The sequence below is a fragment of the Sulfuricaulis sp. genome, assembly GCF_049587675.1.
Lineage (GTDB): Bacteria > Pseudomonadota > Gammaproteobacteria > Acidiferrobacterales > Sulfurifustaceae > Sulfuricaulis.
This window is the reverse complement of record NZ_JBAVEJ010000270.1, coordinates 17,727-40,676: the sequence shown is the minus strand read 5'-3', so window position 1 is coordinate 40,676 and position 22,950 is coordinate 17,727. Positions and strand designations below refer to the sequence as shown.

The 22,950-nt window shown below is 58.7% G+C and carries 23 protein-coding genes, 2 tRNA genes and 1 pseudogene; 13 read left to right on the top strand and 13 right to left on the bottom strand.

What is annotated here, in order from left to right; genetic code table 11:
- From WB402_RS14065 to WB402_RS14040, 6 genes are all read right to left on the bottom strand, one after another.
- The coding region (locus WB402_RS14065) for an AAA family ATPase (RefSeq protein WP_424208915.1) at positions 1 to 562 on the bottom strand (562 nt) is incomplete at its 3' end.
- Positions 559 to 1,710: an exonuclease SbcCD subunit D gene (locus WB402_RS14060; protein ID WP_424208913.1), complete on the bottom strand. Its 1,152-nt coding sequence runs from the start codon at positions 1,708 to 1,710 to the stop codon at positions 559 to 561. The genes WB402_RS14065 and WB402_RS14060, both read right to left, overlap by 4 nt.
- Before the next feature lie 457 nt (positions 1,711 to 2,167).
- On the bottom strand, positions 2,168 to 2,323 hold the full coding sequence (locus WB402_RS14055) for a DUF3309 family protein (RefSeq protein WP_424208911.1): 156 nt from the start codon (positions 2,321 to 2,323) through the stop codon (positions 2,168 to 2,170).
- A gap of 57 nt (positions 2,324 to 2,380) precedes the next feature.
- The gene (locus WB402_RS14050; protein ID WP_424208909.1) at positions 2,381 to 2,527 is read right to left on the bottom strand and encodes a lmo0937 family membrane protein; all 147 of its coding nucleotides are present in this window, start codon (positions 2,525 to 2,527) and stop codon (positions 2,381 to 2,383) included.
- 76 nt (positions 2,528 to 2,603) lie between these two features.
- Positions 2,604 to 3,368: a BON domain-containing protein gene (locus WB402_RS14045; RefSeq protein WP_424208907.1), complete on the bottom strand. Its 765-nt coding sequence runs from the start codon at positions 3,366 to 3,368 to the stop codon at positions 2,604 to 2,606.
- A gap of 112 nt (positions 3,369 to 3,480) precedes the next feature.
- Positions 3,481 to 3,660 carry a CsbD family protein gene (locus WB402_RS14040; RefSeq protein WP_424208905.1) on the bottom strand — a complete coding sequence of 60 codons (180 nt, stop codon included), beginning with the start codon at positions 3,658 to 3,660 and terminating at the stop codon, positions 3,481 to 3,483.
- A 941-nt stretch (positions 3,661 to 4,601) separates the two neighbouring features.
- Here WB402_RS14040 and WB402_RS14035 point away from each other — a divergent pair.
- The 6 genes and pseudogenes from WB402_RS14035 (at position 4,602) to WB402_RS14010 (ending at position 10,736) form a co-directional block, all read left to right on the top strand.
- Positions 4,602 to 4,892 carry a phosphopantetheine-binding protein gene (locus WB402_RS14035; RefSeq protein ID WP_424208903.1) on the top strand — a complete coding sequence of 97 codons (291 nt, stop codon included), beginning with the start codon at positions 4,602 to 4,604 and terminating at the stop codon, positions 4,890 to 4,892.
- Positions 4,892 to 5,113 carry a hypothetical protein gene (locus WB402_RS14030; protein WP_424208901.1) on the top strand — a complete coding sequence of 74 codons (222 nt, stop codon included), beginning with the start codon at positions 4,892 to 4,894 and terminating at the stop codon, positions 5,111 to 5,113. The genes WB402_RS14035 and WB402_RS14030 overlap by 1 nt, the downstream gene beginning before the upstream one ends.
- 17 nt (positions 5,114 to 5,130) lie before the next feature.
- Positions 5,131 to 6,776, top strand: a pseudogene (locus WB402_RS14025) (AMP-binding protein).
- A complete protein-coding gene (locus WB402_RS14020; RefSeq protein WP_424208899.1) occupies positions 6,773 to 7,711 on the top strand; it encodes an acyl-CoA synthetase in 939 nt (312 codons plus the stop codon). Before WB402_RS14025 ends, WB402_RS14020 begins: the two are co-directional and overlap by 4 nt.
- Complete coding sequence (locus WB402_RS14015; protein ID WP_424208919.1) at positions 7,711 to 8,319, top strand: LolA-related protein; 609 nt, start codon at positions 7,711 to 7,713, stop codon at positions 8,317 to 8,319. Before WB402_RS14020 ends, WB402_RS14015 begins: the two co-directional genes overlap by 1 nt.
- Before the next feature lie 38 nt (positions 8,320 to 8,357).
- The gene (locus WB402_RS14010; protein WP_424208917.1) at positions 8,358 to 10,736 is read left to right on the top strand and encodes an MMPL family transporter; all 2,379 of its coding nucleotides are present in this window, start codon (positions 8,358 to 8,360) and stop codon (positions 10,734 to 10,736) included.
- A 16-nt stretch (positions 10,737 to 10,752) separates the two neighbouring features.
- Here WB402_RS14010 and WB402_RS14005 read toward each other — a convergent pair whose 3' ends face one another.
- Positions 10,753 to 11,505: a class I SAM-dependent methyltransferase gene (locus tag WB402_RS14005; RefSeq protein ID WP_424208897.1), complete on the bottom strand. Its 753-nt coding sequence runs from the start codon at positions 11,503 to 11,505 to the stop codon at positions 10,753 to 10,755.
- A 241-nt stretch (positions 11,506 to 11,746) separates the two neighbouring features.
- Between WB402_RS14005 and WB402_RS14000 the strand changes: the two genes are divergently transcribed.
- From WB402_RS14000 to fabG, 6 genes are all read left to right on the top strand, one after another.
- Positions 11,747 to 12,550, top strand: a complete 804-nt coding sequence (locus WB402_RS14000) for a polysaccharide deacetylase family protein (protein WP_424208895.1) — start codon at positions 11,747 to 11,749, stop codon at positions 12,548 to 12,550.
- 38 nt (positions 12,551 to 12,588) lie between these two features.
- Complete coding sequence (locus WB402_RS13995) at positions 12,589 to 13,281, top strand: phosphatase PAP2 family protein (RefSeq protein WP_424208893.1); 693 nt, start codon at positions 12,589 to 12,591, stop codon at positions 13,279 to 13,281.
- Between the two features lie 61 nt (positions 13,282 to 13,342).
- Positions 13,343 to 14,536 (top strand): beta-ketoacyl-[acyl-carrier-protein] synthase family protein, encoded by a 1,194-nt coding sequence (locus WB402_RS13990; RefSeq protein WP_424208891.1) that lies wholly within the window; start codon positions 13,343 to 13,345, stop codon positions 14,534 to 14,536.
- A gap of 4 nt (positions 14,537 to 14,540) precedes the next feature.
- A complete protein-coding gene (locus WB402_RS13985; RefSeq protein WP_424208889.1) occupies positions 14,541 to 15,338 on the top strand; it encodes a beta-ketoacyl synthase chain length factor in 798 nt (265 codons plus the stop codon).
- Entirely contained in the window at positions 15,332 to 15,799 is a 468-nt protein-coding gene (locus tag WB402_RS13980; RefSeq protein ID WP_424208887.1) for a 3-hydroxylacyl-ACP dehydratase, read from the top strand. Before WB402_RS13985 ends, WB402_RS13980 begins: the two co-directional genes overlap by 7 nt.
- A gap of 130 nt (positions 15,800 to 15,929) precedes the next feature.
- A complete protein-coding gene (gene fabG / locus WB402_RS13975; RefSeq protein WP_424208885.1) occupies positions 15,930 to 16,649 on the top strand; it encodes a 3-oxoacyl-ACP reductase FabG in 720 nt (239 codons plus the stop codon).
- Between the two features lie 105 nt (positions 16,650 to 16,754).
- On the opposite strand, the gene WB402_RS13970 is transcribed toward fabG, so the two are convergent.
- The 6 genes from WB402_RS13970 to WB402_RS13945 all read right to left on the bottom strand — a co-directional run bounded on the left by WB402_RS13970 (position 16,755) and on the right by WB402_RS13945 (position 21,363).
- Positions 16,755 to 17,519 (bottom strand): glycosyltransferase family 2 protein, encoded by a 765-nt coding sequence (locus WB402_RS13970; RefSeq protein ID WP_424208883.1) that lies wholly within the window; start codon positions 17,517 to 17,519, stop codon positions 16,755 to 16,757.
- A complete protein-coding gene (locus tag WB402_RS13965) occupies positions 17,516 to 18,337 on the bottom strand; it encodes a lysophospholipid acyltransferase family protein (RefSeq protein WP_424208882.1) in 822 nt (273 codons plus the stop codon). The genes WB402_RS13970 and WB402_RS13965 overlap by 4 nt, the downstream gene beginning before the upstream one ends.
- Before the next feature lie 511 nt (positions 18,338 to 18,848).
- Entirely contained in the window at positions 18,849 to 19,457 is a 609-nt protein-coding gene (locus tag WB402_RS13960) for a SagB/ThcOx family dehydrogenase (protein ID WP_424208880.1), read from the bottom strand.
- 294 nt (positions 19,458 to 19,751) lie between these two features.
- Positions 19,752 to 19,842, bottom strand: a tRNA-Ser gene (locus tag WB402_RS13955).
- Positions 19,843 to 19,930: 88 nt separating this feature from the next.
- Positions 19,931 to 20,962, bottom strand: a complete 1,032-nt coding sequence (locus WB402_RS13950) for a cyclic nucleotide-binding domain-containing protein (RefSeq protein WP_424208878.1) — start codon at positions 20,960 to 20,962, stop codon at positions 19,931 to 19,933.
- Positions 20,963 to 21,274: 312 nt separating this feature from the next.
- Positions 21,275 to 21,363, bottom strand: a tRNA-Ser gene (locus tag WB402_RS13945).
- A gap of 120 nt (positions 21,364 to 21,483) precedes the next feature.
- Here WB402_RS13945 and mltF point away from each other — a divergent pair.
- Positions 21,484 to 22,932: a membrane-bound lytic murein transglycosylase MltF gene (gene mltF, locus WB402_RS13940; RefSeq protein ID WP_424208876.1), complete on the top strand. Its 1,449-nt coding sequence runs from the start codon at positions 21,484 to 21,486 to the stop codon at positions 22,930 to 22,932.
- Positions 22,933 to 22,950 lie beyond the last annotated feature (18 nt).

Genomic DNA, 22,950 nt, shown 5'->3' with positions numbered 1-22,950 from the left:
CGGTTGAGAACAGCACTTCGAGAATCTTCTGGCGTTCCGTCGAATTCGCCATCAGGAACCGCTGGAACTGATACTGCGGCAACATCACGACCTGGCGGAACTGATCGCAGCGGAAACCGAGCAGTTGCTCGACCTTCTCGGTGACGTGCATCCATTGGGTCGCGATCACGGTCCCATCGTCCGCATCATCGGTCATATCGCTGCGGCGCCAAAGCGTCGCCTCGGGCGGCTCGCGCGTCACGCCCGTGCCTTTTTTCTTGGGGCGCTCCTGCTCCGGCATCCGTTTGATGCGGTAGCGTTCGGCGCCCACGGAAAAATCGAAGCTGACTTCCGTCGGCAGGTCGGGTGGCGCGTGATCGCTGCGCAGGGTGCGGGGCTCGCGGGCCGCTCCGGAAGACTCCCCATAAAGCGCGAAGCAGATGGCATCCAGGATCGAGGTCTTGCCCGAGCCGGTCTGGCCGTGGATCAGGAAAAGCGAGCGTCCGCCGAGCTGGCGGAAATCGATCTCCTGCCTTGCAGCATACGGCCCGAAAGCCTGCATCACGAGGCGCTGGGGCTTCACGGCTGGGACTCCCGCTCCGAGGCGTGCAGCCGTTCGACGACACCGAGATAGGCGTTGATCTCGTCCTCGGACGCGGCTTCCCCTTTCACCGTCTGAAAGAAGGAAGTAAAAATCTCGCGATCGCTCAGGGTGCGATAGTCCACGCGGGATGCCGCCGGATCACTCCGGCCGAGCCGCTCCGCCCGCTTGAGCTCCAGCACGTTGGGATACTTGGACCGCAACCGGCCGATGGGATCGAATACCGGGCCCTTGTCGAGGAGCGTCACCGACAGGTAATCGTCGGCTTCGTTACCGACCGGCGCACTCAGCAGCGTGTCCAGTGTCCCGGTTACGCAACGCACCGCGCGGCGCGGTGTGAGCGGGATCCGCTCGAGGCGGAATCGACCCGCGGCATCGAGTTCCACCAGGTTGACCGACTTTGAATGGGCGGCCTCGGAGAAGGAGTACTGAAGCAGCGATCCCGAGTAGTGGATCCGGTCGTTGCCGGCCCGCTGCGGGCGATGCAAATGGCCGAGTGCGACGAAAGAAAAACCGTCGAACACCGACGGTTCGACGGCGCCGGTACCGCCCACCGACAGAGGGCGTTCGGATTCGGACTCCTCGCCCCCGACAACCAATGCATGGGCCACGAGCACCGAGCGCGTACCACGCGGACGGGTCTCGCGTGCCTTCGCGATGAGGGCGCGCATCGCGGCGGCGTGATCGGAAAGGTCCGGATTGCCGAGGCGTTCGCGCACCAGGGCGGGCTCGGCATAAGGAATCGTGCAGAAGCTCACGGTGCCGTGAGCGTCCGTGAGCGATGTCCACATCGGGTCGAGTCCGACGCGCCCCGCCACGTGCAGACCGCTCTGGGAGAGCAGCCGCGTGCCGAAGCCCAGACGCTCCGGGCTGTCGTGGTTGCCGGCGATCAGTATTACCCGCGTCTTGAGGTCGATGACGAGTCGCGAGAGGGTCTCATCAAGCAAGCTCACCGCCTCGGGTGGCGGGACAGCCCGGTCGTACACGTCTCCTGCGATGACGACGGCGTCAGGTTTTGCCTCACGGACCAGGTTAATGAACTGGTCCAGCACGTAGGCCTGGTCCTGCGTCAGGTGGACGCCGTAAAAAATCCGACCGAGATGCCAATCGGCGGTATGAATAATTCGCATCCTGCCAACCCCGAGTCCTTGTACGACAATTCCGTAGTGTCCGAAATTCCGCGCGGGACTTCAACGTGCCCCGGCTTACCAACGCATAACGCGCGCTGACGAATGGCTGAATATTATTCAATCGCCATGTTTCCATTGCCTCCTGCCTGATATCCCGAAAACTTATAGCGCACGTGGGCTGGGGCATATCGAAGACAGAAACGTCACGCCATGGATGGCAGGCGCTTCACAAAATGGGGCGTAACTTGGCTTTCGCTCCTTCGGGGTCTCCGTGCGTCCTTAGTTCCGTAAACGGCGCATCCCTGCGCCACTCCTCTCTGCGCCCCAGCGTTCAACACAGCTACGCTGGTTGTCGAAACCGGCTAATGAAACGCATCGTCAAGAACAGGGAATGACAATTATCCAGGGACACCTCTTTTCATAACATCTGTTTCTCAATGAGATCATCAGACATGTACTAGAGCTTACCCAGAAGCAACAGGATGATTAGAATCAGCAGGATCAGGCCAATCCCGCCGCTCGGGTAGTAGCCCCACTGTCGACTATGAGGCCACGTGGGCAGTGCCCCCACCAGTATCAGAACCACGACGATAATCAGAATTGTTCCGAGCATATCGCACCTCCGTGCAGCAGTGATTTACCTTTAGGAAACTGACGCAGTGGTTGAATTTTACGATCTCCGCCCCTGGATAACATTGACCAGAATAACGATGATGGCAATCACCAGCAGTACATGGATTAACCCTCCCATCGTATAACTGGTCACCAGCCCCAGCGCCCACAGAACTAGCAGTACTACAACGATCGTCCACAACATTGGATCCTCCTTTCGGATTGGCCGGGATTGCCGAGTGCTGGTGCAGACATGCGCCGGCACCCGGCAATCCGGCAGTCTAATTGGACTTCCCGACGGTCATCTTGTTGTTTACGCGCTTCACGCCTTTTACGTCACTGACAAGTTTGGTAACCAAGTCGATTTCGGCGGCGTTCTCGGCCTTGCCACTTAAGGTGACCACGCCTTTTTTAGTCTCGGCCTTGGTGTGAACGGTGCTGGTTGAGCGATGGCTCAGCAACGTCATCTTGACCTGGGCAGTGATGGAAGCGTCATCGATCTTTTCGCCCATCGTTGCTTTCTTTTTTGGCGCACCGGACACGGTCATCGCATTGTTGACGTCCTTAACCCCCTCGACATCCTTGGCGTATTCGGTCGTCAGGTCCTTTTCCGCCTGGCTGGCGGCGTCGCCGCGCAGGGTTACGATGCCGTTATTGGCGGACACCTCAGTCATGGCGCTCACGTTACTATGGAACAAGAGCGTGGTTTTCACTTTCGTAACGAGCCACGCATCGGAGTTCTCGGCAGGGTGTTCTCCTTTGATTTCCAGCTCATTGTCCACGCTTTTGACGCCGGGCAGGCTTGCCACCGTCTCTTGGGCCAATGATTTGTGTGATTCTTCTGCAACCGTCCCCGTCAAGGTGACGACGCCATTCTTTGATTCGACTTTAATGTCATCACTCTTGAGGTAGGTCTTGAACACATACGACTTCTTGGCGGATGATTCGATGCGGTCATCTAACTTGGACGCCAGCACCGGCATGCTGGTCACGAGCATCGCAGCCACAGCCGCCGCCAGTAAAGTTGCAGAATATCTGGATTTCATTGCTTTTCTCCATTTCATTGTTGGCCCCCATGTTTTCCGCGATATGGTTTCGTTATCTAATGCAATCACAGCCACGGGTTCAAGCCAAGCCCGTGGCTCTCACCACTCGCGTCTACTTCCCTACGACCTTCTCGACTTGGCCGATCTTTTTTTGAACCTTGCCGGCGATCTTTTCGCCTTTGCCTTCGGCTTCCAACTCTGGGTCGTCGATAAGTTTCCCGGCGGTCTCCTTGACCTTACCCTTTGCTTCGTGAAACTTGCCTGCTGCCTGGTCCTTCGTGCTGCGTTTCATGGTGTTCCTCCTTGTTTTTCGCTCGCGCTTTGCCACGACAACACCCGGCACCCGCCGGCTCGTCATGACCTGCTCCGAATGACCTTAGATAATAAGTGAGGTGACCGGAAACACTCTGTGCGCTGGCGAACACAAAAGTTTGATCCAAATCAATATATGCGACGAAATAAGACGGCAGATTGGCCGTTCCATTAATATTAGGGCACCCCAATGTCAAGACGACATTCATTTCAGCCGTATCCTGAGACGTGTTTCGAGTCCAGGGACAGCAAGCGCGCCGTATCCGCACAGCTTGCGCCCAGGCAAAACCATCTTCTTGCAGCGCTGCCACGGGAGGATTATGAGCCTTAGCTGCCCCATCTAAAGCCCGCTCCTTTGCCGCTCGATTGCATCATTCACGGCACCGGCGACCGGAGAAAGTATCTGTATTTCCTCATCGCGAGCATCGTTTCCAAGTTTTGCGTGACGGTGAACGGGGCATCGTCACAATGCACGGTCAGACAGCGAAGACGTGAGCGGTCTGACCTGTGCTGCCATCTTCTCGAACACGCTTGCGCAATCGCGGGCCGTTGACTTTCCTTGGGTCTTCCCTCATTTTTCATGCAATGACACACGTAGGATTCATCGAGAATTTAAGTACCAGCCCGCGGTATCCTTCAGTAATACAAAGCGTTTCTGCTTACTGCTTTAAAAAGGTTAAAGTAGCCCGTTTTGGGAGGGTGCGATGAACTATTGGCAGACGATATTCCTGGGTCGGCGACAGCTCCCGTGTGAACTGACCCCCATCGAAGGGATGCCAATAATCGGTTCCATTTATGATGCTCAACATTATTTAAATAATCTAATTTATTGAAGCAATCCAATTCCAGCAGGTAAAATGCGCCTTTAATGGATTGTTTGTCGCTTTACTGGTTCTGGCTCAATACACTTCTATATACATCATGCAAAATATCCAGAAACCTGATGTCTCTAGTACTGCAGATTTGCAACATGAAGTTGCTGAATTGATGGTCGAATGTCTCAACCTCGAGGTCACGGCAGATCAAATCGCCCCTGACGCCCCGTTGTATGGCGATGGCTTGGGCCTGGACTCGATTGATGTGCTGGAAGTCGCGCTGGTGGTCTCCAAGCGTTATGGTCTGCAACTGCGTTCCGACAGCGCAGGCAACCGGCACATTTTCAGCTCGCTGCGCAGCCTCTCCGACTATATCGCAGCACAGAGAACCCGCTAATGGCACGCCGCGTCGTGCGCTTGCGGGGCATTGCGGCGCTGGTGATCGGTTATCCGCTACTGGCGCATTACATTAATAAATCCGCGCACAGCGGCAACTTGGGCGAGTTGGTGGCCATTGCCGAATATTGGGTGCGCAGATGGGTATTACCCAATATGCCGCCTACCCGCATCCTCGATGCGGTGCTGGCATTCAGGAACACCTCGGCGCTTCCAGGCTAGTCCTTACAGCCTTAATCATGTCTTCACTACCACTCGTATCACACGTCTCCCCGGACAGCATCATCGCCTGGCGCGCCGATGGCGCCGTCACGCTGCGCCAATTCCTGGCCGAGGTCAGGCAGCTTGCCGCCCTGTTTCCCGCAGAGGGTCACCTGCTCAACTTGTGCAGAGATCGTTACCGTTTCAGCGTGGGTCTGGCAGCCGCCATGGTGGCCGGCAAAGTCAGCCTGCTGCCGCCTGCCGACACACCGGAAGTGGTGCGCCAAATAAAGGTTTTTGCGCCGGATGTGTTTTGTTTGACTGATAGCGACCGATGCACAGTGGATCTGCCCCAACTGCGATATCCGGTCATGGGCGTTAGCCAAGCGGACGCATTGGCCATTCCACAAATAGACAGCAAGCAGCGCATCGCGGTGCTATTTACTTCAGGCTCGACCGGTACCCCGCAGCCGCATCCCAAAACCTGGGGTGCAATGTTCAGCAGTGTACAGGCCGAAGCAGCGCGCCTGGGGCTATTGCGCAATACGCCCTGCACCCTGATTGGCACCGTACCGCCGCAACACATGTACGGGTTTGAAGCCACGGTACTGATGGCATGGCGCAGCGGCAATGCCCTCAGCCATGCGCAACCGTTTTACCCGGCCGATATTTGCCAGGCACTGGCGGCTGTGCCCACACCACGCGTGTTGGTGTCCTCGCCCGTGCATCTACGCGCCTTGCTGGATGCGGGGCTGGCGCTGCCGGAGATCGCACAGGTGTTATGCGCCACGGCGCCGTTGTCTGACCAACTCGCGCAGGACATTGAGACACGCTGCAATGCTCCGCTAATGGAAATCTATGGCAGCACCGAAACCGGAATGATTGCCACCCGCCGCACCAGCCAAACCGCGGAATGGCAGCTGCTTCCCGGGATAAGATTGGTCGTGGAGGGTGACTGCGTGCGCGCTTGCGGCGGCCACCTCGAGACACCTATCGCCATGAGCGACATGATTGAACCGATTACCGACGAGCATTTTTTACTGCGCGGGCGCACGGCCGATCTGGTCAATATCGCGGGCAAACGGCATTCGCTGGCAAGCCTCAATTACCTGCTTAATTCCATTCCTGGCGTGGTTGACGGCGCTTTTTATATGCCCGATGAACCCAGTCCTGGTCATGTCACCCGGCTTGCGGCGTGCGTGGTGGCTCCGGGTATGGATGCGCCACATCTGCTGGCGGCGCTACGCGAACGTATTGACCCGGTTTTCCTGCCGCGCCCGCTGCTGTTTGTGGAGGCGCTGCCACGCAACGGCACCGGGAAACTGCCGCGCGCCGCGCTGCAAGCGCTGTTTCAGACACACAGCCCACGGAAATACGCATGAATAACGCCACGCGCTGGATTGTTCCGCTGGATCATCCCGCTTTTGCCGGACATTTTCCCGGAAACCCCATTCTCCCCGGTGTGACGCTGCTGGACACCGTGCTACACGCCATAGCCGCTGCCACTGGAATCTCGCTGGATATCTGCGAAATCAGCTCGATCAAGTTTCTGAGCCCGGCAAATCCGGGCGACGAACTGGTAATCCAGCATATCCTCTCGACCAGCGGCACAATTCGATTCGACATCGTGGCGGGTATGCGCAAAATTGCCAGCGGCAGTATCGTGCCGGGATCGCCTGTATGACATCGCGCCCGGGAACCGGCGAAGCCGCCTGGGCGCATACCCCCGAGCGCAGCAACATGCTCATGTTGCGCGTCATGACATGGATATCACTGCGTCTGGGGCGGCGCGCAGGGCGCGTCGTGCTGCACCTGACCGCCAGTTATTTTCTGTTGTTTGCACCGGCCAGTCGTCGTGCTTCAAGCAATTATCTCAGGCGGGCGTTGGGTCGTCCTCCCCACTGGCGCGATCTGTACCGGCATTTTTTCACCTTTGCCGCCACCGTTCATGACCGTATCTATCTGGTCAACCGCCGCTTCGATTTGTTTGATATTGAAGTGCACGGCGAGGACATATTGCACAACCTGCTTGCCGACGGCAAAGGCTTGTTCCTGATGGGCGCGCACCTGGGCAGCTTTGAAGTGATCCGCGCGCTTGGCCGGAGAGACACGGATTTGCGCATCGCCATGGTCATGCACCAGGATAACGCACAAAAAATCAACGCCATGCTGGCTGCCATTAATCCGGAAGCCGTGCAGGATATCATTGGCCTGGGGCACGTTGATTCCATGCTCAAGGTGCGAGAGCGCCTGGATGAAGGCGGCGTCATCGGTATGCTGGCCGATCGCAGCCCGGGCAACGACACCCTGTGCCCTGCGCAAATCCTCGGCGCAACCGCGAACTTGCCCAGCGGGCCGTTCCGCATGGCCGCATTGCTGCGGCGTCCCGTGGTATTCATGACCGGGCTGTATCTGGGCGGCAACCGCTACGCCATCCATTTCGATCCTCTGGCGGATTTTTCTACCGTTGCACCCGGTCAACGCGATGCCGCTCTGGAAGTGGCCATCACCCGTTATGCCGCGCTGCTGGATCAATACTGCCGTAAGGCGCCATACAACTGGTTTAATTTTTTCGATTTCTGGCAGTCCACACCCGCTATAACGCCTCCCAAATCATGATGACACTATTGTCCTCTCCGGCCTTTTCGCTGCGCGTCATGCGGCACCTGCTCGTTGCGCTGACGCTGATGCTGGTACCTGTCATCAGTCACACCGCCGAGTGGGATATTGACCAGCTCATGCGTGGCCTGGCGCAGGCCCATACCGACCATGCCAGCTTTGTCGAGAAAAAATCCATCGCCATGCTCGACAAACCGGTGGAATCTTCCGGGGAGTTGTTCTACACCGCACCTGACCATCTGGAAAAGCGCACTCTCAAACCCAAACCCGAATCCATGATCTTGGATCACGACACCCTGGTAATCGAGCGTGGTCGCCAACAACATCGCCTGCCATTGCAGGATTACCCGGAGCTGGCGGCTTTCATCGACAGCATTCGCGGCACCCTGGCGGGTGACCGCAAGGCGCTGGAACGCAATTACCGGCTGAGTCTGGATGGCACAGTCGAGCACTGGACCCTGCAACTACTGCCGGTGGATGAAAAAATGCAGGCGGTGGTAAAGCGCATCCGTATTGCGGGGATGCGCGACGCGGTGCGCAGCGTCGAAATCACCCAAGCCGATGGTGACAGCTCGCTTATGCTCATCGAAAAGTTGGCCACACCGTGAGGCCAGCCCCGGCGCGGCGCGGCCGGGCAATAATAGCCCTGTGGCTGGTGTTTATCCTCGTCTGCGGCATCATCATCAGCCGCAGCCAGTTCACCACTGATTTATCGGCTTTTTTACCACGCAGCCCCACGCCCGAGCAGCAGCTGCTGCTGGAGCAGATACGTGACGGCCTGGCCTCGCGCCTGATTCTGGTGGGCATTGAAGGCACCGATGCGTCCACCCGCGCCAGGCTTTCCAAACAAATCGCCCAGCGCCTGCGCGCTGATGCGGCTTTTGTCAGCGTCAATAATGGCGAGCCCGTCAGCGTCGAGCGCGACCGTGCTTTTCTGTTCAACCATCGCTACCTGCTAAGCCCTGCGGTGACGCCTGCACGCTTCAGCGCAGACGGCCTGCATGCCGCCTTGAGCGACAGCATCGACTTGCTCGCCTCGCCTGCCGGGCTGCTGGTCAAGTCGCTGCTACCACACGACCCGACCGGTGAAATGGTGCAATTACTCGACCAGCTCAACAGTGGCGTCCATCCGCAGATGATTGATGGCGCATGGGCATCACGCGACGGCGCGCGTGCCTTGATGCTGATGCAATCGCGTGCTTCGGGTGTCGATACCGACGCCCAGCAACGCGCCATGGCCGCCATCCGCCAAGCGTTTGACACGGCACCCAGCGCAACCCCATCCGCCAGACTGGTGATGACCGGTCCCGGTGTGTTTTCGGTTAATTCACGCGACACTATAAAAAGTCAGGTCAGCCGCCTGTTCATCATCAGCGTCGTGCTCATCGCTACACTGTTATTGCTGGTTTATCGTTCCTTCACGGCACTGGCATTGGGTTTTTTACCCGTTATCAGCGGCGCGCTGGCAGGCATCGCGGCAGTCAGTCTGGGCTTTGGGGCGGTCCACGGCATCACCCTGGGATTTGGCACCGCGCTGATCGGCGAGGCGGTGGATTATTCAATCTATCTGTTTGTGCAATCAGAACAGGGCGGTTCAGACCAGCAGAACTGGATCAAGCGCTTCTGGCCCACCATCCGTCTCGGTGTGTTGACCTCGATATTCGGCTTTGCTGCGCTGCTACTGTCCGGCTTTCCGGGGCTGGCGCAACTCGGCCTGTATTCGATCGCCGGTCTGGCAGCCGCCGCCACGGTGACCCGCTTCGTCTTGCCTAATCTGCTGCCGACAAACTTTCGCATTCATGATGTATCGGCTATCAGCCGCGTCCTGTCCCGTCTGGCACAGCACGCTGCGACGCTGCGATGGGCGGCCGCGTTACTGCTGCTGGCGGCCTGCGCCGTCCTCGTCCAGCACCGCGCCAGTTTGTGGAATGACAAGATATCCTCATTGAGTCCGGTATCGCAGGCCGACGTGGCGTTGGATGCCAGCCTGCGCGCCGACATGGGTGTGTCTGATGTGCGTTATCTGGTGGTGATATCCGGCGCGAGCCGGGAAAACGTATTACGTTCTTCCGAACAGGTTTCCACAGTACTGCAAACGCAAGTCGATCAAGGCGAACTCGCCGGATTTGAAAGTCCCAGCCGTTATCTTCCCAGCACAGCGACGCAGCACGCCCGCCAGGCCAGCTTGCCCTCCCGCGCCGTGTTGGAAACGCGGCTGGCGCAAGCTGTTCAGGGGTTACCGGTGCGTGCGCAACTGTTTACGCCGTTTCTTGCCGATATCGCAACCGCTCGCCGCCAGCCCTTGCTGCAAGCGGCTGATCTTGAACAGACCTCAATGGCCATGGCGGTTGATGCGCTGCTCATCCAGCAAGACCACCACTGGCGGGCCCTGTTGCCGCTTACCGCACCTAAGGATGTCGCCATCAACGCAAGCCGAATACGCGCTGCGTTGAACGCCACGGGTTTGCCCAATGTTCTGCTGGTGGATATGAAAGCCGAGTTCGATCGCCTGTATTCCGGCTACTTGCATGAAGCCATCCTGCTGTCGCTAGGCGGGCTGGTTGCCATTACCGGATTGCTGTTGGTGGTTTTCCGCTCGCCCATGCGCATGGCACGAATCATCGCGCCGCTGGCGGCCGCGGTTATCACCGTTACGGCAGGATTGGCTGTGTTTGGCCAGCAACTGATTATTCTGCATCTGGTGGGCTTGCTGCTGGTGGTCGCGGTGGGTTCCAATTACGCCCTGTTTTTCGATCGCGCTGATCAGCCTCTCCCGCCGGGAGAGGGGACGATGGCTGCGCCCGAACCGATTGACCACAGCATTTCGCCCCGCACCCTGACCTCGATGTTGTTTGCCAACCTCACGACCGTCGCCGGTTTTGGCCTGCTTGCGTTTTCCAACGTGTCAGTATTGCAGGCCTTGGGCGTCACCGTGGCGCCGGGTGTCATCCTGGCGCTGATTTACTCCGCGATTTTTGCTCGGCGACCCAAAGCGCAATTCGCGCATGAAGACCGCCTGGCCTGAGCGAATTAACATCGCTCTACGAAAACTTGACCGCGTCATGCTTGCGACACACGAGCAGTATCTCATCGACGTGCTCAGTATCTATCAGCCCGGGAATGAGCGCGAGTTTTTTCTGAAAGCGCACGCCCAGCGGCATGAAGACTCGGTTGTACCACCACATCGCCTGCTCGCGGTGATGGGTGAGATACCACATCCCGACATCGACCAGCCGCGACGATTTAGGTTGCATTCCGAATACGGCGCTCTGCTCCACGGCAAATCCGTGCTCGGCGAGCTTGGCGAGCAGCCGCTGCGGCTCATAGCGGCAACGGTGCCCGACGAAGTCGTCAAACGTCGTCCAGTGTCCGGGATGCAACGGCACAGAGAGCAACAACGACGCATGGGGGGCGGCCACGCGGGACAGCTCGGACAGGATTGCATCGTCGTCGTCGACATGCTCGACGATGTCGAAGGCGCAGACGAGCCCGAATGCACGATCCGGGAATGGCAGTGCGGATACCAGCGCGACAACGGCGTTTGCTCCGCGGGCGCGCAGTTTCGCCACCGCGGACGGGCTGAAGTCCACGAAATGCGTCTCCTCGAGTGGAAACCGCGGTCGCAAGCCCGGTGCGACTTCAAGCCGCGGCTGCGAGCGCGAGACCAGGGAGCACACGAGCGGCCACGTGTTGAAGCGCTGCGGCTCGACGAGGCGCGCGCTCGTCCACAGAGGATCGTAGAACCTGCGGTTCACTTCAAGCAGGGCCGGACCACCGTGAGCATGAGATTGCATGGAATTCGAGGTTTCCTCTGATTTTCGTCTTCCAATGAGTGTGTTTCATGCTACCAGTTTTCCATCTTGTTTAGCGATGAACCAGTCATCCAGAAACCGGATCGGTGACTTGTCACCCGGCGTCGAGCGTCGCCGTTTCCTGTTGTAGAATGCAGCGGTTTCGGTTTTTTGGACAGTCGGCGACGCCGATGTCCGCTTTTACGCTGCTCATCCAGCAAGACCGCCATTGGAGCGCCTCATTATGCGTAATTCACGCTGGCAACCCACGCTGTTGGTCCGCACTTCCATCGCGCTGCATCTGCTGGCCTTGATTGCCGTTATCGCCGAACCTGGGCAGTGGCGCTGGGCGCTGGGCGCCGTGCTTGCCAATCACCTCCTGCTCATGCTGGTCGGGCTGTGGCCGCGCAGCCACTGGCTGGGGCCGAACTGGACAGAGCTGCCCGCTGCCGCTGCAGCCAGAAATGAAATCGCTCTGACCATTGACGACGGCCCCGATCCCATCGTCACCCCGCAGGTACTGGACATGCTGGATCGTTACGCGACCGAGGCCACCTTCTTCTGCGTCGGGGAAAAAGCCGCGCGCTACCCGGACTTGTGCCGCGAAATCGTGCGGCGCGGCCATGCCGTCGAAAACCACAGTCAACATCACCGCCATTATTTTGCGCTGATGGGACGTTCCGGCTTCACGCGTGAGCTTCAGAACGCCCAGGACACGCTCACTGCGATTACCGGCCAGCGTCCCTTGTTTTTTCGCGCGCCAGCCGGCTTGCGTAACCCTTTTCTCGACCCGGTGCTGGCTCGACTGGAGCTGCGGCTTGCCAGCTGGTCAGCACGCGGCTTCGACACCCGGATCGGCGATGTTGAACGCGTTACTAACAGGCTGTTGCGAGGCCTGCGAGCGGGTGCTATTTTGCTGTTGCACGATGGCAACGCGGCACGCACGCGCGACGGCATTCCTGTTATTCTTGAAGTGCTCCCTGCTGTTCTGACCGCCGCTAGCGCCGCTAATCTGCGTTTTGTCACCTTGCGTCAAGTCAAGTCATGATTCGTGTCACTATTGCAGCATCCCATGGTGAACAAGCCTTGAACGAATATAGTCAGCAGACACCCTGGTACCGTCAAGCTGCAGCGGCAATATCCAGACATGTGTATCTCAAGAGTATCGGAACGACGCTTTTCATCAGCCTGTTTTTCGGTGCTTACTTCTATTTGCTCAAAGTCCCGTCCTACCCGACAACGGTAATGCCCATCACATTGCTGGATCACCTGATCGGCTTTCAGCCTCTGGCCTTGCCCATGTATATATCATTGTGGGTCTATGTTTCCCTGCCCCCGACATTGCTGTCGACACGACGCGAGCTGTATGGCTATGGCATGGTCATGGCTGTGACATGCCTCGCCGGACTGATCGTCTTCTACTTCTGGCCCACAGCGGTACCCGCCGCCAATATCGACTGGGCTCAGTATCCCGGCGTGGATTTCCTTAAAAGCCTGGATGCCTCGGGCAATGCCTGCCCTTCGCTTCACGTCACCGCAGCCGTGTTTTCGGGTATCTGGTTGCATCACTTGCTGCGCCGCTTTGGCGCGCCGCTGTGGATACTCATCTTCAATGGGGCGTGGTGCATCGGCATCGTATATTCCACCCTGGCCACACGCCAGCATGTGGCAGTGGATGTGTTGGCCGGACTAGTGCTCGGAGTGCTGGCTGCCTATCTGTCATTGCGACATCGCGTGGACGCGGGTGTAACCGGTAAAATCCACCACCCATCTATTTGATCCAAGCCAACCACTGGAATTTGCTAAAATCCTCCTTTACTTACGACTGGCTAACTTTTCTTTGAATCCGCTCCGGCTCTCCCATTTCACTGCGACCAGCAGCATCGGTTGCGGCCTCGACCAGACCGTGACCGCGCTGCGCCAGCGTCGCACCGGGCTGGCGCCGTGCGCGTTTGATACGGTGGATCTGGCGACTTTCATTGGCGAGGTGGCAGGGGTAGATGCGGTGCAGTTGCCCGCGCACCTGGCCGACTTTGATTGCCGCAACAACCGGCTCGCGTTGCTGGGATTGACTCAGGATGGCTTCGCTGAGGCGGTGCGCGCTGCCATCGCAAAATACGGTGCGCAGCGCATTGGTGTTTTCCTCGGCACCAGCACTTCAGGCATCCTGAATACCGAGCTGGCCTACCGGCGACGCGACCCGGTGACTGGCGCATTACCCGCCGATTTTATTTACCGCACCACCCACAGTACTTTCTCCGTCGCGGATTTCACGCGCCATTATTTTGGTCTGACAGGTCCGGCGGTCGTGGTGTCATCGGCGTGCTCGTCCAGCGCCAAGGTATTTGGTTCAGCGCGACGCATGATGGCGGCGGGACTGATAGACGCGGCCGTGGTGGGCGGCGTGGATTCGCTGTGTCTGACGACGCTGTATGGCTTCAGCTCGCTCGGCCTGATTTCTGAACAGGCATGTCGCCCATTTGATGAACATCGCAACGGCATCTCGATTGGTGAAGCGGCTGCCTTCGCGCTGCTGGAACGCACCCCGGAACACCTGGATGCCGATGCGGTGCTGCTGCTCGGGATAGGCGAATCCAGCGATGCCTATCACATGTCATCGCCGCATCCGGATGGTCTGGGTGCGCGCATGGCGATGCAGGATGCGCTGAAAATGGCTGGATTGCAGTCATCTGAAATCGACTATATCAACCTGCACGGCACCGCTACCCAAAGCAACGATGCCGCAGAGGGCAAGGCAGTTCAATATATATTCGGCTCGGATACGCCGTGCAGCTCCACCAAAGGCGCGACTGGCCACGCCCTGGGCGCTGCCGGTGGCGTGGAGGCGGTGATTTGCGCGCTGGCGCTGCAACACGGCTTGTTGCCCGCCGGGCTGAACACCCAGCGACTCGACCCGACGCTGGATCTCGATTATGTACTGGATAATCGCGAACAGCCGGTGGCGCGCGTGCTCAGCAATTCGTTTGGATTCGGCGGCACCAATTGCAGCCTGGTTTTTGCTCGCGCGGATTAGATCCATGCACACGCTCACCGCATACATTGAAGGCATCGGCTTGCTCGGCCCCGGTTTGACCGACTGGCCGACCAGTCAGGCTGTCCTTAGCGGGCGGCAGCCCTATCAGCCACACAAGACCGTACTGCCGTCACCCGCGTTGTTGCCAGCGGCAGAACGCCGGCGTAGTGGCGCGGTTGTCAAACTCACCCTGGCGACCGGGCTGGAAGCCATCGCAGCAGCCGGACTCGACGCCGCCAGCTTGCCCAGCGTGTTTGCTTCATCTGGCGGCGATGGGGAAAACTGTCACGCCATCTGTGAAATGCTCGCCTCGGATGACCGGCAAATCTCCCCGACCCGCTTTCATAATTCTGCGCATAACGCTGCCGCCGGGTACTGGAGCATCGCCACCGGCGCGATGACAACATCATCGGTGTTGAGCGCCTTTGACGCCAGCTTCGGCGCGGGTCTGCTGGAAGCGCTAACCCAGGTGGTGGTAGATAACACACGCGCCGTTTTGCTGGCGTGCGACACCGCTTACCCGGAACCGCTCTACAGCGCCCGCCCCATCCCTGATGCGTTTGGCATCGCACTGGTACTGGCACCGCAACGCAGCGCACAGGCGCTGGCGCAAATCACCGTCAACCTGACTGACGCCAGCGCAGACCAGCTCGACGACGTCGCACTCGAAAGCATGCGTCTGGCGATTCCCGCCGCGCGTGGGTTGCCACTGTTGCGCGGTATCGCACGGCGGCAAGACAAACACCTGGTGCTGGATTACCTCGATAGCACGCGTCTCGCCGTGGCAATTACGCTGTGCTAGATCAAATCAAACTAGATCACGCCTGGATTGCCCGGCACATCCCGCATCAGGGCGGCATGTGCCTGCTTGATTATGTTGAGGCGTGGGATCAGCAGCGCATCCAGTGTCGCGCGAGCAGCCACCGCGCCGCCGACAACCCGTTGCGCGCTTATGGCCGACTGGGTGCCGCCTGCGGTATCGAATACGCGGCACAGGCCATGGCCGTGCACGGTGCCTTGCTGGCACCGTCAGACAGTACCAGCGCACGGGTCGGTTATCTGGTCAGCGTGCGCGACACACGGTTGCATGTGCCACGACTGGACGACATCGCCGCCGATCTGCTGGTGGAAGCCACCTGCATCACGCGCAGCGAAAACAATATTCTTTATCAGTTCAGCGTCAGCGCGGCGGGTCGCCTGCTGCTGGATGGGCGCGCCGCTGTCGTGCTCAATGCTGACTCACTCACACTCCATTTAACTTGAATATCGCGAAGCGATACAACATCACTCTCCCCCTCTGGGGGAGAGGTAGGAGAGAGGGAACGGACATGGCGAGAAGTACTTTTCATAATTTGGAGCGGCGCTTCTCGCCTTGTCCGTCAGGAGAGGCGCCATGAAAAATGCCCTGGTGACCGGCGGGAGCGGCAGCATTGGCGCGGCCATCTGCCGCCGTCTTGCTGCCGATGGCTGCCATGTCTACATTCATGCCAATCGCAGACTGCAAGCCGCACAGACGCTGGCCGAAGCCATTTGTGCAAGCGGTGGCAGTGCGCAGGCGCTGGCATTTGATGTGACCGACAGCACAGCGGTAGCCGCTGCGCTGACCCCCCTCGTCGAGCACCAGCCGATCCAGATTTTGGTCAACAATGCCGGCATCCATGACGACGCCGTGTTTCCCGGCATGCGCGCCGAGCAGTGGCATCGGGTGATAGACGTAACTGTTAACGGCTTTTTCAACGTCACCCAGCCGCTGATAATGCCGATGATCCGCAGCCGCTGGGGGCGCATCATCAATATGTCTTCCATCGCCGCGCTGACCGGCAATCGCGGACAGGTCAATTATTCCGCTGCCAAGGGCGCGCTCAATTCAGCCACCAAGTCGCTGGCGCAGGAAGTCGCCAGCCGGGGCATCACCGTCAACGCGGTGGCGCCCGGCATTATCGATACCCCGATGAGCGAATCGGCGTTCGACGCCCAGGATATCGCGCGCATGGTGCCGATGAAACGCGCCGGTACCCCCGGTGAAGTTGCCGACCTGATCGGGTTTCTCGCCTCGACCCAGGCGGCCTATATCACCGGGCAGATTATCTCCATCAATGGCGGCATGATTTAACGGTGAGCAACAAGATGAACCCCCTAGACCTACTCCGGTGCATTCACTGCACATCCCGCTGACTGATTACTATCAAACACGAGTTTGAATATGAAAATCGTGGAATTAAAATCGTCCCCGCACCCGTCTTACCAGCAAAACGGGTAAACGCAACACAAAGCCGACAAACAGGCGCGTGTGCATCCAGCTCAACAGCACGTTGTCGCGCAGGTAGCGGAAATGCGACACGCCGCCCTCCTCCGCACGGTAATAGCGCACCGGTGCGGGCAGATTGACCGGCCTGACGCCGCGCCAGCACAGGCGCACCACGGCCTCGGGATCGAAGTCGAAGTGACGCATCCACAATTGATGACGCATCACTTGCCGCAACGCGTCAACCGGATAGACGCGGAACCCGAACAGCGAGTCGCCTATGCCTGCCCATAGCGTTTCCAGATTGGCCCACCAGTTGGATACGCGGCGCCCTTTCACACGCAAGCCCGGCGCACTGGCATCGAACACCGGTACGCCCAATATCATAGCAGCCGGCTGTCTGGAGGATTCCGCCATGAACGCAGGGATACATTCGGGTGGATGCTGGCCATCCGAATCCATGGTTAATAAGTGACTGAATCCCGCTGCTGCCGCCTGTTCCAGGCCGTGCAGTACCGCCGCGCCCTTACCCTGGTTGTGCGGCAACACGATCACGCGCAGGCCGGCGTCTTGCGCTGTCATCGCCAATAAACCCTCGGCGCTGCCGTCGTTGCTGCCATCCACCACCACCCACACCGGAGTCCAGTATTGGCGTGCCGCACGTACGGTTTCATAGACTTTGGCACCGGGGTTATAGCTGGGGATGAGGACGAGATGCGTAGTCGAGACACCACTCATGACGGTGTACGGGAAGTGAGGTCAGGAGTACGGTCAGCCTGCGTGGGGAGGGAATTAGCCGGGTAGAATGCCGAGCCTTGCATCAGCTCATGCGCAAAGTAGTGTTCCAGTTCAGCCATGAAGCGCTGGGTATTCCGCGGTGGATCAAAGCGCCTTCCCAAACGCACCCGATAATGGATCGGCATCGGCGGTTTGCGGAACAGCGACCAGCCTTTGCTCAAATATGCCGAGTCGGTTTCTATCAGAATTGTCTGTACGGGCACCTGTGCATAATTCGCGATCAGTCCGATACTGCCCTTGAGCGGGTTGACCGGGCGCGTGATGGTGCGGGTGCCTTCCGGGAATAGCAACAGATGGCTGCCAGAGTCAAAATCCTTGATCGCCAACCGCACCATGCGCCGCACCGGTTCATTGCGGATGTAGCGCGCCAGTCGGGCACCCGCACCGAGAAAAATATTGTTCATCAGCTCGGCTTTGAGCACGCAGGCAACATTCGGCAAGCGTGAAATTACCATCACTGCATCCAGCAGGCACGGATGATTGGGCGCAATAATCAGCGACGGTTCATCGCGCAGCACATCCAGCGCCTCCAGATCAAAGCTGCACCGGCGCGACACGCTAAGGCTGGCAAGGTAAAATCGAAACACCACCATGATGGCGTAACGCCCCAGCGCCTGTCCCCGGCGCTCGGACAATAGCAGGTAAATGATCATCGCAATCGGCGTCCATGCCAGGCACAGTATCCCCAGCCAGGCCAGGCCGAGATACAGCACCAGGTAATCGTAGCCATTCAGCAACACACGCAATGCGGCACGCATGATCAGTCCCGTAGACCGGATATGAACACCAACGGATACGCAGCAGCGGCCTCAATTTCCAGCATTCGTTATCATAACTGTTAACTATTTCGCCGTCTTGCCAGACTTATCTACGTCCGTTGTACCGACGCCATGAAGTCTATGCGACCTCTCTTTGCGCAGGGGCCTCATGAGGGTGGTATTACTCTGGCCTGCGGCCATCACCCCTTCGGGGCCGCCGTGCGTCCTTAGCTCCGTAAGCGACGCATCTCTGCGCCACTCCTTGCTGCGCTCCAGCGTTCAAGTTCGCCTGCGGCGAACTTGTCGAACCCGGTCTATGAATTTACCGAGGGCTCGAATTCACTCATTCACAGGTCAAATAATAAAGGGCCTTATGGCCCCATTTTAATTGACTGGCGGAGAGGGAGGGATTAGTCGTTTCTGCGCTTCGCTATCCTGCTCAGCATGAAACCCAGGGCTCGGCATCCTGCCGCGCCCGTTGGGGGCCGCTGTCGATACGCTCCTGCATTCCCTAGCGTCCTTTCGCGGGATAACCCACGGTTTGCGCCAGTATAATCCGCTGGTACGGGGCCAGCCCCATGGCCTTGGCAAGGGCATCGCGTTCGACCGACCCGCGCACCACGGTGGCGAGGTTAGCGGATGCGCAGAAGAGATAAACGTTCTGTGCGATAAAGCCAGCGTCGGTCGCGGCGTAAAACTCTTTTTGTTCAGCGGCGGATCCTTCCATGCGTTCGAGATTAGCGACGTAGACCAGGTTAACCGGTGCCATGGCGACAAAGTCCTGCACACCCGTGAGCGCGCGCAAGTCGCGCGCGACGACCGGTTGCAACGCGTTCGCCTTGGCATCGTAGCGGTACATGCCCTGCGTCATCGCGACGTAGACGTCGATCTCGCGCCAGTCGCGCGCTGACGGGACAGTACGCTGACCCGACGTCGGCCGGTTCAAGCCGGCCGCGGCCCACAACAGATTCGATAGCACCTGGGGCGGCAGCGCCTCGGGACTGAACTCACGCGTCGAATGCCGTTCCTTAAGCGCCTGCATCAGTGGTTTTCCGCCCTCGGTCTGCGGTGACGGCAAGCGTACGATCTGCTGTTCACTCGCGATTGTCGACGCGGTCATGATCATCAGCAACACTCCTGCCCAAATTCGAAATTGCATCGTAGCTACCTCCTTCCATCGACAAGGTGACAGCCGCACGACCACGCGACTATCCAGCGCGTTCAGTCGGGACAGAAGGACGTCGTCATGTGCCAACCGGCGAATCCAAAAGTCTGGGTAAAAATGTCGCGTGTGTCTTTGACACAGATCAGAACCGCGGCGTTGGCGCGAAGACTGCGCCGGCTTGATGTCATCGACATCTGCCTATTCGCGTACAAGATAAAAACGGGGCCGATGGCCCCGTTTTTATTTGACTGGCGGAGAGGGAGGGATTCGAACCCTCGGTGCGTTTTTGACGCACACACACTTTCCAGGCGTGCTCCTTAAACCGCTCGGACACCTCTCCGTAACTCTATTTCGGGATAACACACGGCGCCACGCGCCAAAACGGGACGCAAGGGTAAACTACCGGGCAGTTCTCCGCAATAAAGCAATCAGGCAGCGCGGGAAAGTCCGCCCAAACCGCCGCGCAGAACCGAAACCTCGAATCCCCGCTGACTCAGCAAAAACGCCGCCGCGCAACTGCGGCTGCCGGTCTGACAAAAAACTACATAGTGGCGTTTTGAGTCGAGCTCCCGGGCCTTGCGCCGCAACATATACAGCGGCAGGTTGACGCTGCCCTTGACGGTGCCGTTGCGAAATTCATCCTCGGTGCGCACATCGAGCAGCCCGGCTCCCTTCTGCGCCAAGGCTCTGGCCTGATCCAGCGCCACCCACTGCACCAGCGGCTCGCGCATCAGCTCATTGAAATCTTTCCGGCCCAGGCGCATGAGGACGCCATCCACCGCCATCACCACCGTGGCATTGCGTGGCGCACCGGACAGAAGCGCTTCTTCACCAAAACCGTCACCTTCGCCCAGTTGTCCAACAACAGAAACCTTGCCGCCTTTCTCTGCCTTGCGTGACACGTTGGCTTTGCCGGTTTTGATGATGTAGTAAAAGTCGCCGGGATCTCCTTGCCGGATGATGACCTGGTTTGCCTTGACCTCGATCGGCTCAAAGCGGGCAAACAGGGCATTGATATTGGAAGGCGGCAATTTCTGGAATGTATCGCTGCGCAACATGCGTATCATCCATTCGGGGTCCTGACTGCCGTCGAATTCAGTGACCTCATAACCGGTCGTCTGGTCCCAAGTGAGCAAACGGTCCAACATGGCGCTGTCCACCCAAGCGACGGTAATGGCTGTCTTGGCGGTGCCGGTGTACTGGCGCGGCTTGAGCTGCGCAAGCGCATAGCGTGCGTCATCGGTACCGGCAACCACATGGCGACTGTCGGCGCTGTCGGTTGAAGTCAGCGCGACTTCTCCTGACAACAGAAACACGGAATGAATGTCGCGGTCGCCTTGCTTGAACAGCTGGCTCCCGGCAGTCATATTTTCGATGACGGCCTCGGCCGCTAGTTCCTTGAAGTTTTCGGGCGTCAGCGAATTGATGGGGACCAGGGTTTTGAGGATGTTCTTATCCATGTGGCAACGATAAATTTGTAAGGGGTATTCTATATAGTAGAACATCCCGGATTAGGCGCCCTTTGCACTCGAATCCATTTTTTCACAGGCCAAATAAATAAGGGGCCATAAGGTCCCTTTTTATATTTGATTGGCGGAGAGGGAGGGATTACTCGGTGCATCCCTGCGCCTCGCCCCTTCGGGGCCGCCGCTTCGCGGCGTTCCGCGTCGCTCCTGGCGACGCTGGTCGAACCCTCCGGGTTCCCATACCATTCCTTCGGCCGGCTTTAAAACAATAAGGGGGCACATGCGTGCCCCCTTATTGTTTTAAATTGGCGGAGAGGGAGGGATTCGAACCCCCGTGGCGTTTCCGCCCATCTGATTTCGAGTCAGCGCCGTTGTGACCGCTTCGGTACCTCTCCGGCGGCAACTATCATTATACCCAGACGAACGAAGTAGGGCGACATCTATACCAATACACACTGTTTCGGCCATGCATGAGGCACGTGACAAGCGCCTGACGCTGCACTAGGTTTAGCTCTATGGATCGTATCGGGACTGACCAGCCAACCGGGATATTTCACGCCGCGCTCCGAATCTGCCGTCCTGCCCTGCTGGTTTTGCTGGTTTTCCCGCAACTCCTGTCCTGTTCCTTTTTTGAGAAGAACAAGCTGCGGGACGTCAAATCCGCGGGCGAACTGGTGGTGCTGACGCGCACCAGCCCCACCACTTATTACGAGATGCCGGAAGGACCGGCCGGGTTCGAATACGATCTGGTGAAAAGCTTCGCCAACTATCTCGGCGTGAAACCGCGTTTCGTGGTCGCCGAAAAATTCAACGACATCATTCCACGGCTGCTCAAGGGCGATGCCGACCTGGCGGCGGCGGGGATCACAGTGACGGAGGCGCGGAGCAAACTGGTCCGGTTCGGCCCGCCCTATCAGGAAATCCACCAGCAGGTGATTTACCGATCGGGGACCGACCGGCCCGCCAGCGCCGAGGAATTGATCGGCCGGCAGATCGAAGTGCAAGCCGGCACCAGCTATGCCGAGCGGCTGAACGAACTCAAGCAGCAATATCCCGAATTGAAGTGGACCGAGGTGGATAAGGAAACCGAGGAATTGCTGCAGCTCGTATGGGAAGGGCTGCTCGAAATCAGCATCGCCGATTCGAACATCGTCGCGATCAACCGGCAATATTTCCCCGAGATTCAGGTCGCCTTCGATCTCCAGAATCCGGAGGCGCTGGCCTGGGCCTTCCCTCTGGGCGAAGATCGAAGTTTGTACGACGCCGCCGTGAAGTTTCTGGAAAAAAGCCGCGCCTCGGGTGAACTGGCGCAACTGGTCGATCGCTATTACGGCCCGGCCAGCCGCTCGAACTTCGTCAACCTGAGCGTATACAAAGTGCGCATACGCAGCCGCCTGGCGCAATATCAGCTAATGTTCGAAAAGGCGGCCAAGCAGTACAACCTCGACTGGCGGCTGCTCGCCGCCCTCGGTTACCAGGAATCCTACTGGGACCCGACCGCGACCTCACCGACCGGCGTGCGCGGCATGATGATGCTGACGGAAGAAACCGCCAACCAGCTCGGGATTACCGACCGTCAGAATGTAACACAAAGCATCGACGGCGGTGCCCGTTATCTCCAAGGCCTGATCGAGCGCATGCCACCCGGCATCACCGAACCCGATCGAACATGGATGGCGCTCGCGGCGTATAACATCGGTACCAGTCATCTGGAAGACGCGCGCATCATTACCCAGAAGCAAGGCCATGATCCGAACAAGTGGAATGATGTCAAGACCTACCTGCCGCTGCTCGCCGACGAAGCCTGGTACCCCAAGACCAAAAACGGCTATGCCCGCGGGCTGGAGCCAGTCATCTTCGTCAACGCCGTGCGCACATATTATGACGTGCTGGTAAAGACCGACGAAGAGGAAAAAGCCAAGAAAAGGCCCGAGGCTTTCGGGATCAAGGCGCCGGCGATTTGATTACCGTAAATGTAGGTT

Excerpts from the sequence above, each read along its gene's own strand:
- WB402_RS14020 (WP_424208899.1), top strand. The coding sequence starts at position 6,773 with ATGACATCGCGCCCGGGAACCGGCGAAGCCGCCTGGGCGCATACCCCC.
- WB402_RS13965 (WP_424208882.1), bottom strand. The coding sequence starts at position 18,337 with ATGCGTGCCGCATTGCGTGTGTTGCTGAATGGCTACGATTACCTGGTG.
- WB402_RS14015 (WP_424208919.1), top strand. The coding sequence starts at position 7,711 with ATGACACTATTGTCCTCTCCGGCCTTTTCGCTGCGCGTCATGCGGCAC.
- WB402_RS14030 (WP_424208901.1), top strand. The coding sequence starts at position 4,892 with ATGGCACGCCGCGTCGTGCGCTTGCGGGGCATTGCGGCGCTGGTGATC.
- WB402_RS13985 (WP_424208889.1), top strand. The coding sequence starts at position 14,541 with ATGCACACGCTCACCGCATACATTGAAGGCATCGGCTTGCTCGGCCCC.
- mltF (WP_424208876.1), top strand. The coding sequence starts at position 21,484 with ATGGATCGTATCGGGACTGACCAGCCAACCGGGATATTTCACGCCGCG.
- fabG (WP_424208885.1), top strand. The coding sequence starts at position 15,930 with ATGAAAAATGCCCTGGTGACCGGCGGGAGCGGCAGCATTGGCGCGGCC.
- WB402_RS13950 (WP_424208878.1), bottom strand. The coding sequence starts at position 20,962 with ATGGATAAGAACATCCTCAAAACCCTGGTCCCCATCAATTCGCTGACG.
- WB402_RS14050 (WP_424208909.1), bottom strand. The coding sequence starts at position 2,527 with ATGTTGTGGACGATCGTTGTAGTACTGCTAGTTCTGTGGGCGCTGGGG.
- WB402_RS14055 (WP_424208911.1), bottom strand. The coding sequence starts at position 2,323 with ATGCTCGGAACAATTCTGATTATCGTCGTGGTTCTGATACTGGTGGGG.
- WB402_RS14000 (WP_424208895.1), top strand. The coding sequence starts at position 11,747 with ATGCGTAATTCACGCTGGCAACCCACGCTGTTGGTCCGCACTTCCATC.
- WB402_RS13960 (WP_424208880.1), bottom strand. The coding sequence starts at position 19,457 with ATGACCGCGTCGACAATCGCGAGTGAACAGCAGATCGTACGCTTGCCG.
- WB402_RS14060 (WP_424208913.1), bottom strand. The coding sequence starts at position 1,710 with ATGCGAATTATTCATACCGCCGATTGGCATCTCGGTCGGATTTTTTAC.
- WB402_RS13970 (WP_424208883.1), bottom strand. The coding sequence starts at position 17,519 with ATGAGTGGTGTCTCGACTACGCATCTCGTCCTCATCCCCAGCTATAAC.
- WB402_RS14040 (WP_424208905.1), bottom strand. The coding sequence starts at position 3,660 with ATGAAACGCAGCACGAAGGACCAGGCAGCAGGCAAGTTTCACGAAGCA.
- WB402_RS14035 (WP_424208903.1), top strand. The coding sequence starts at position 4,602 with ATGCAAAATATCCAGAAACCTGATGTCTCTAGTACTGCAGATTTGCAA.
- WB402_RS14005 (WP_424208897.1), bottom strand. The coding sequence starts at position 11,505 with ATGCAATCTCATGCTCACGGTGGTCCGGCCCTGCTTGAAGTGAACCGC.
- WB402_RS14045 (WP_424208907.1), bottom strand. The coding sequence starts at position 3,368 with ATGAAATCCAGATATTCTGCAACTTTACTGGCGGCGGCTGTGGCTGCG.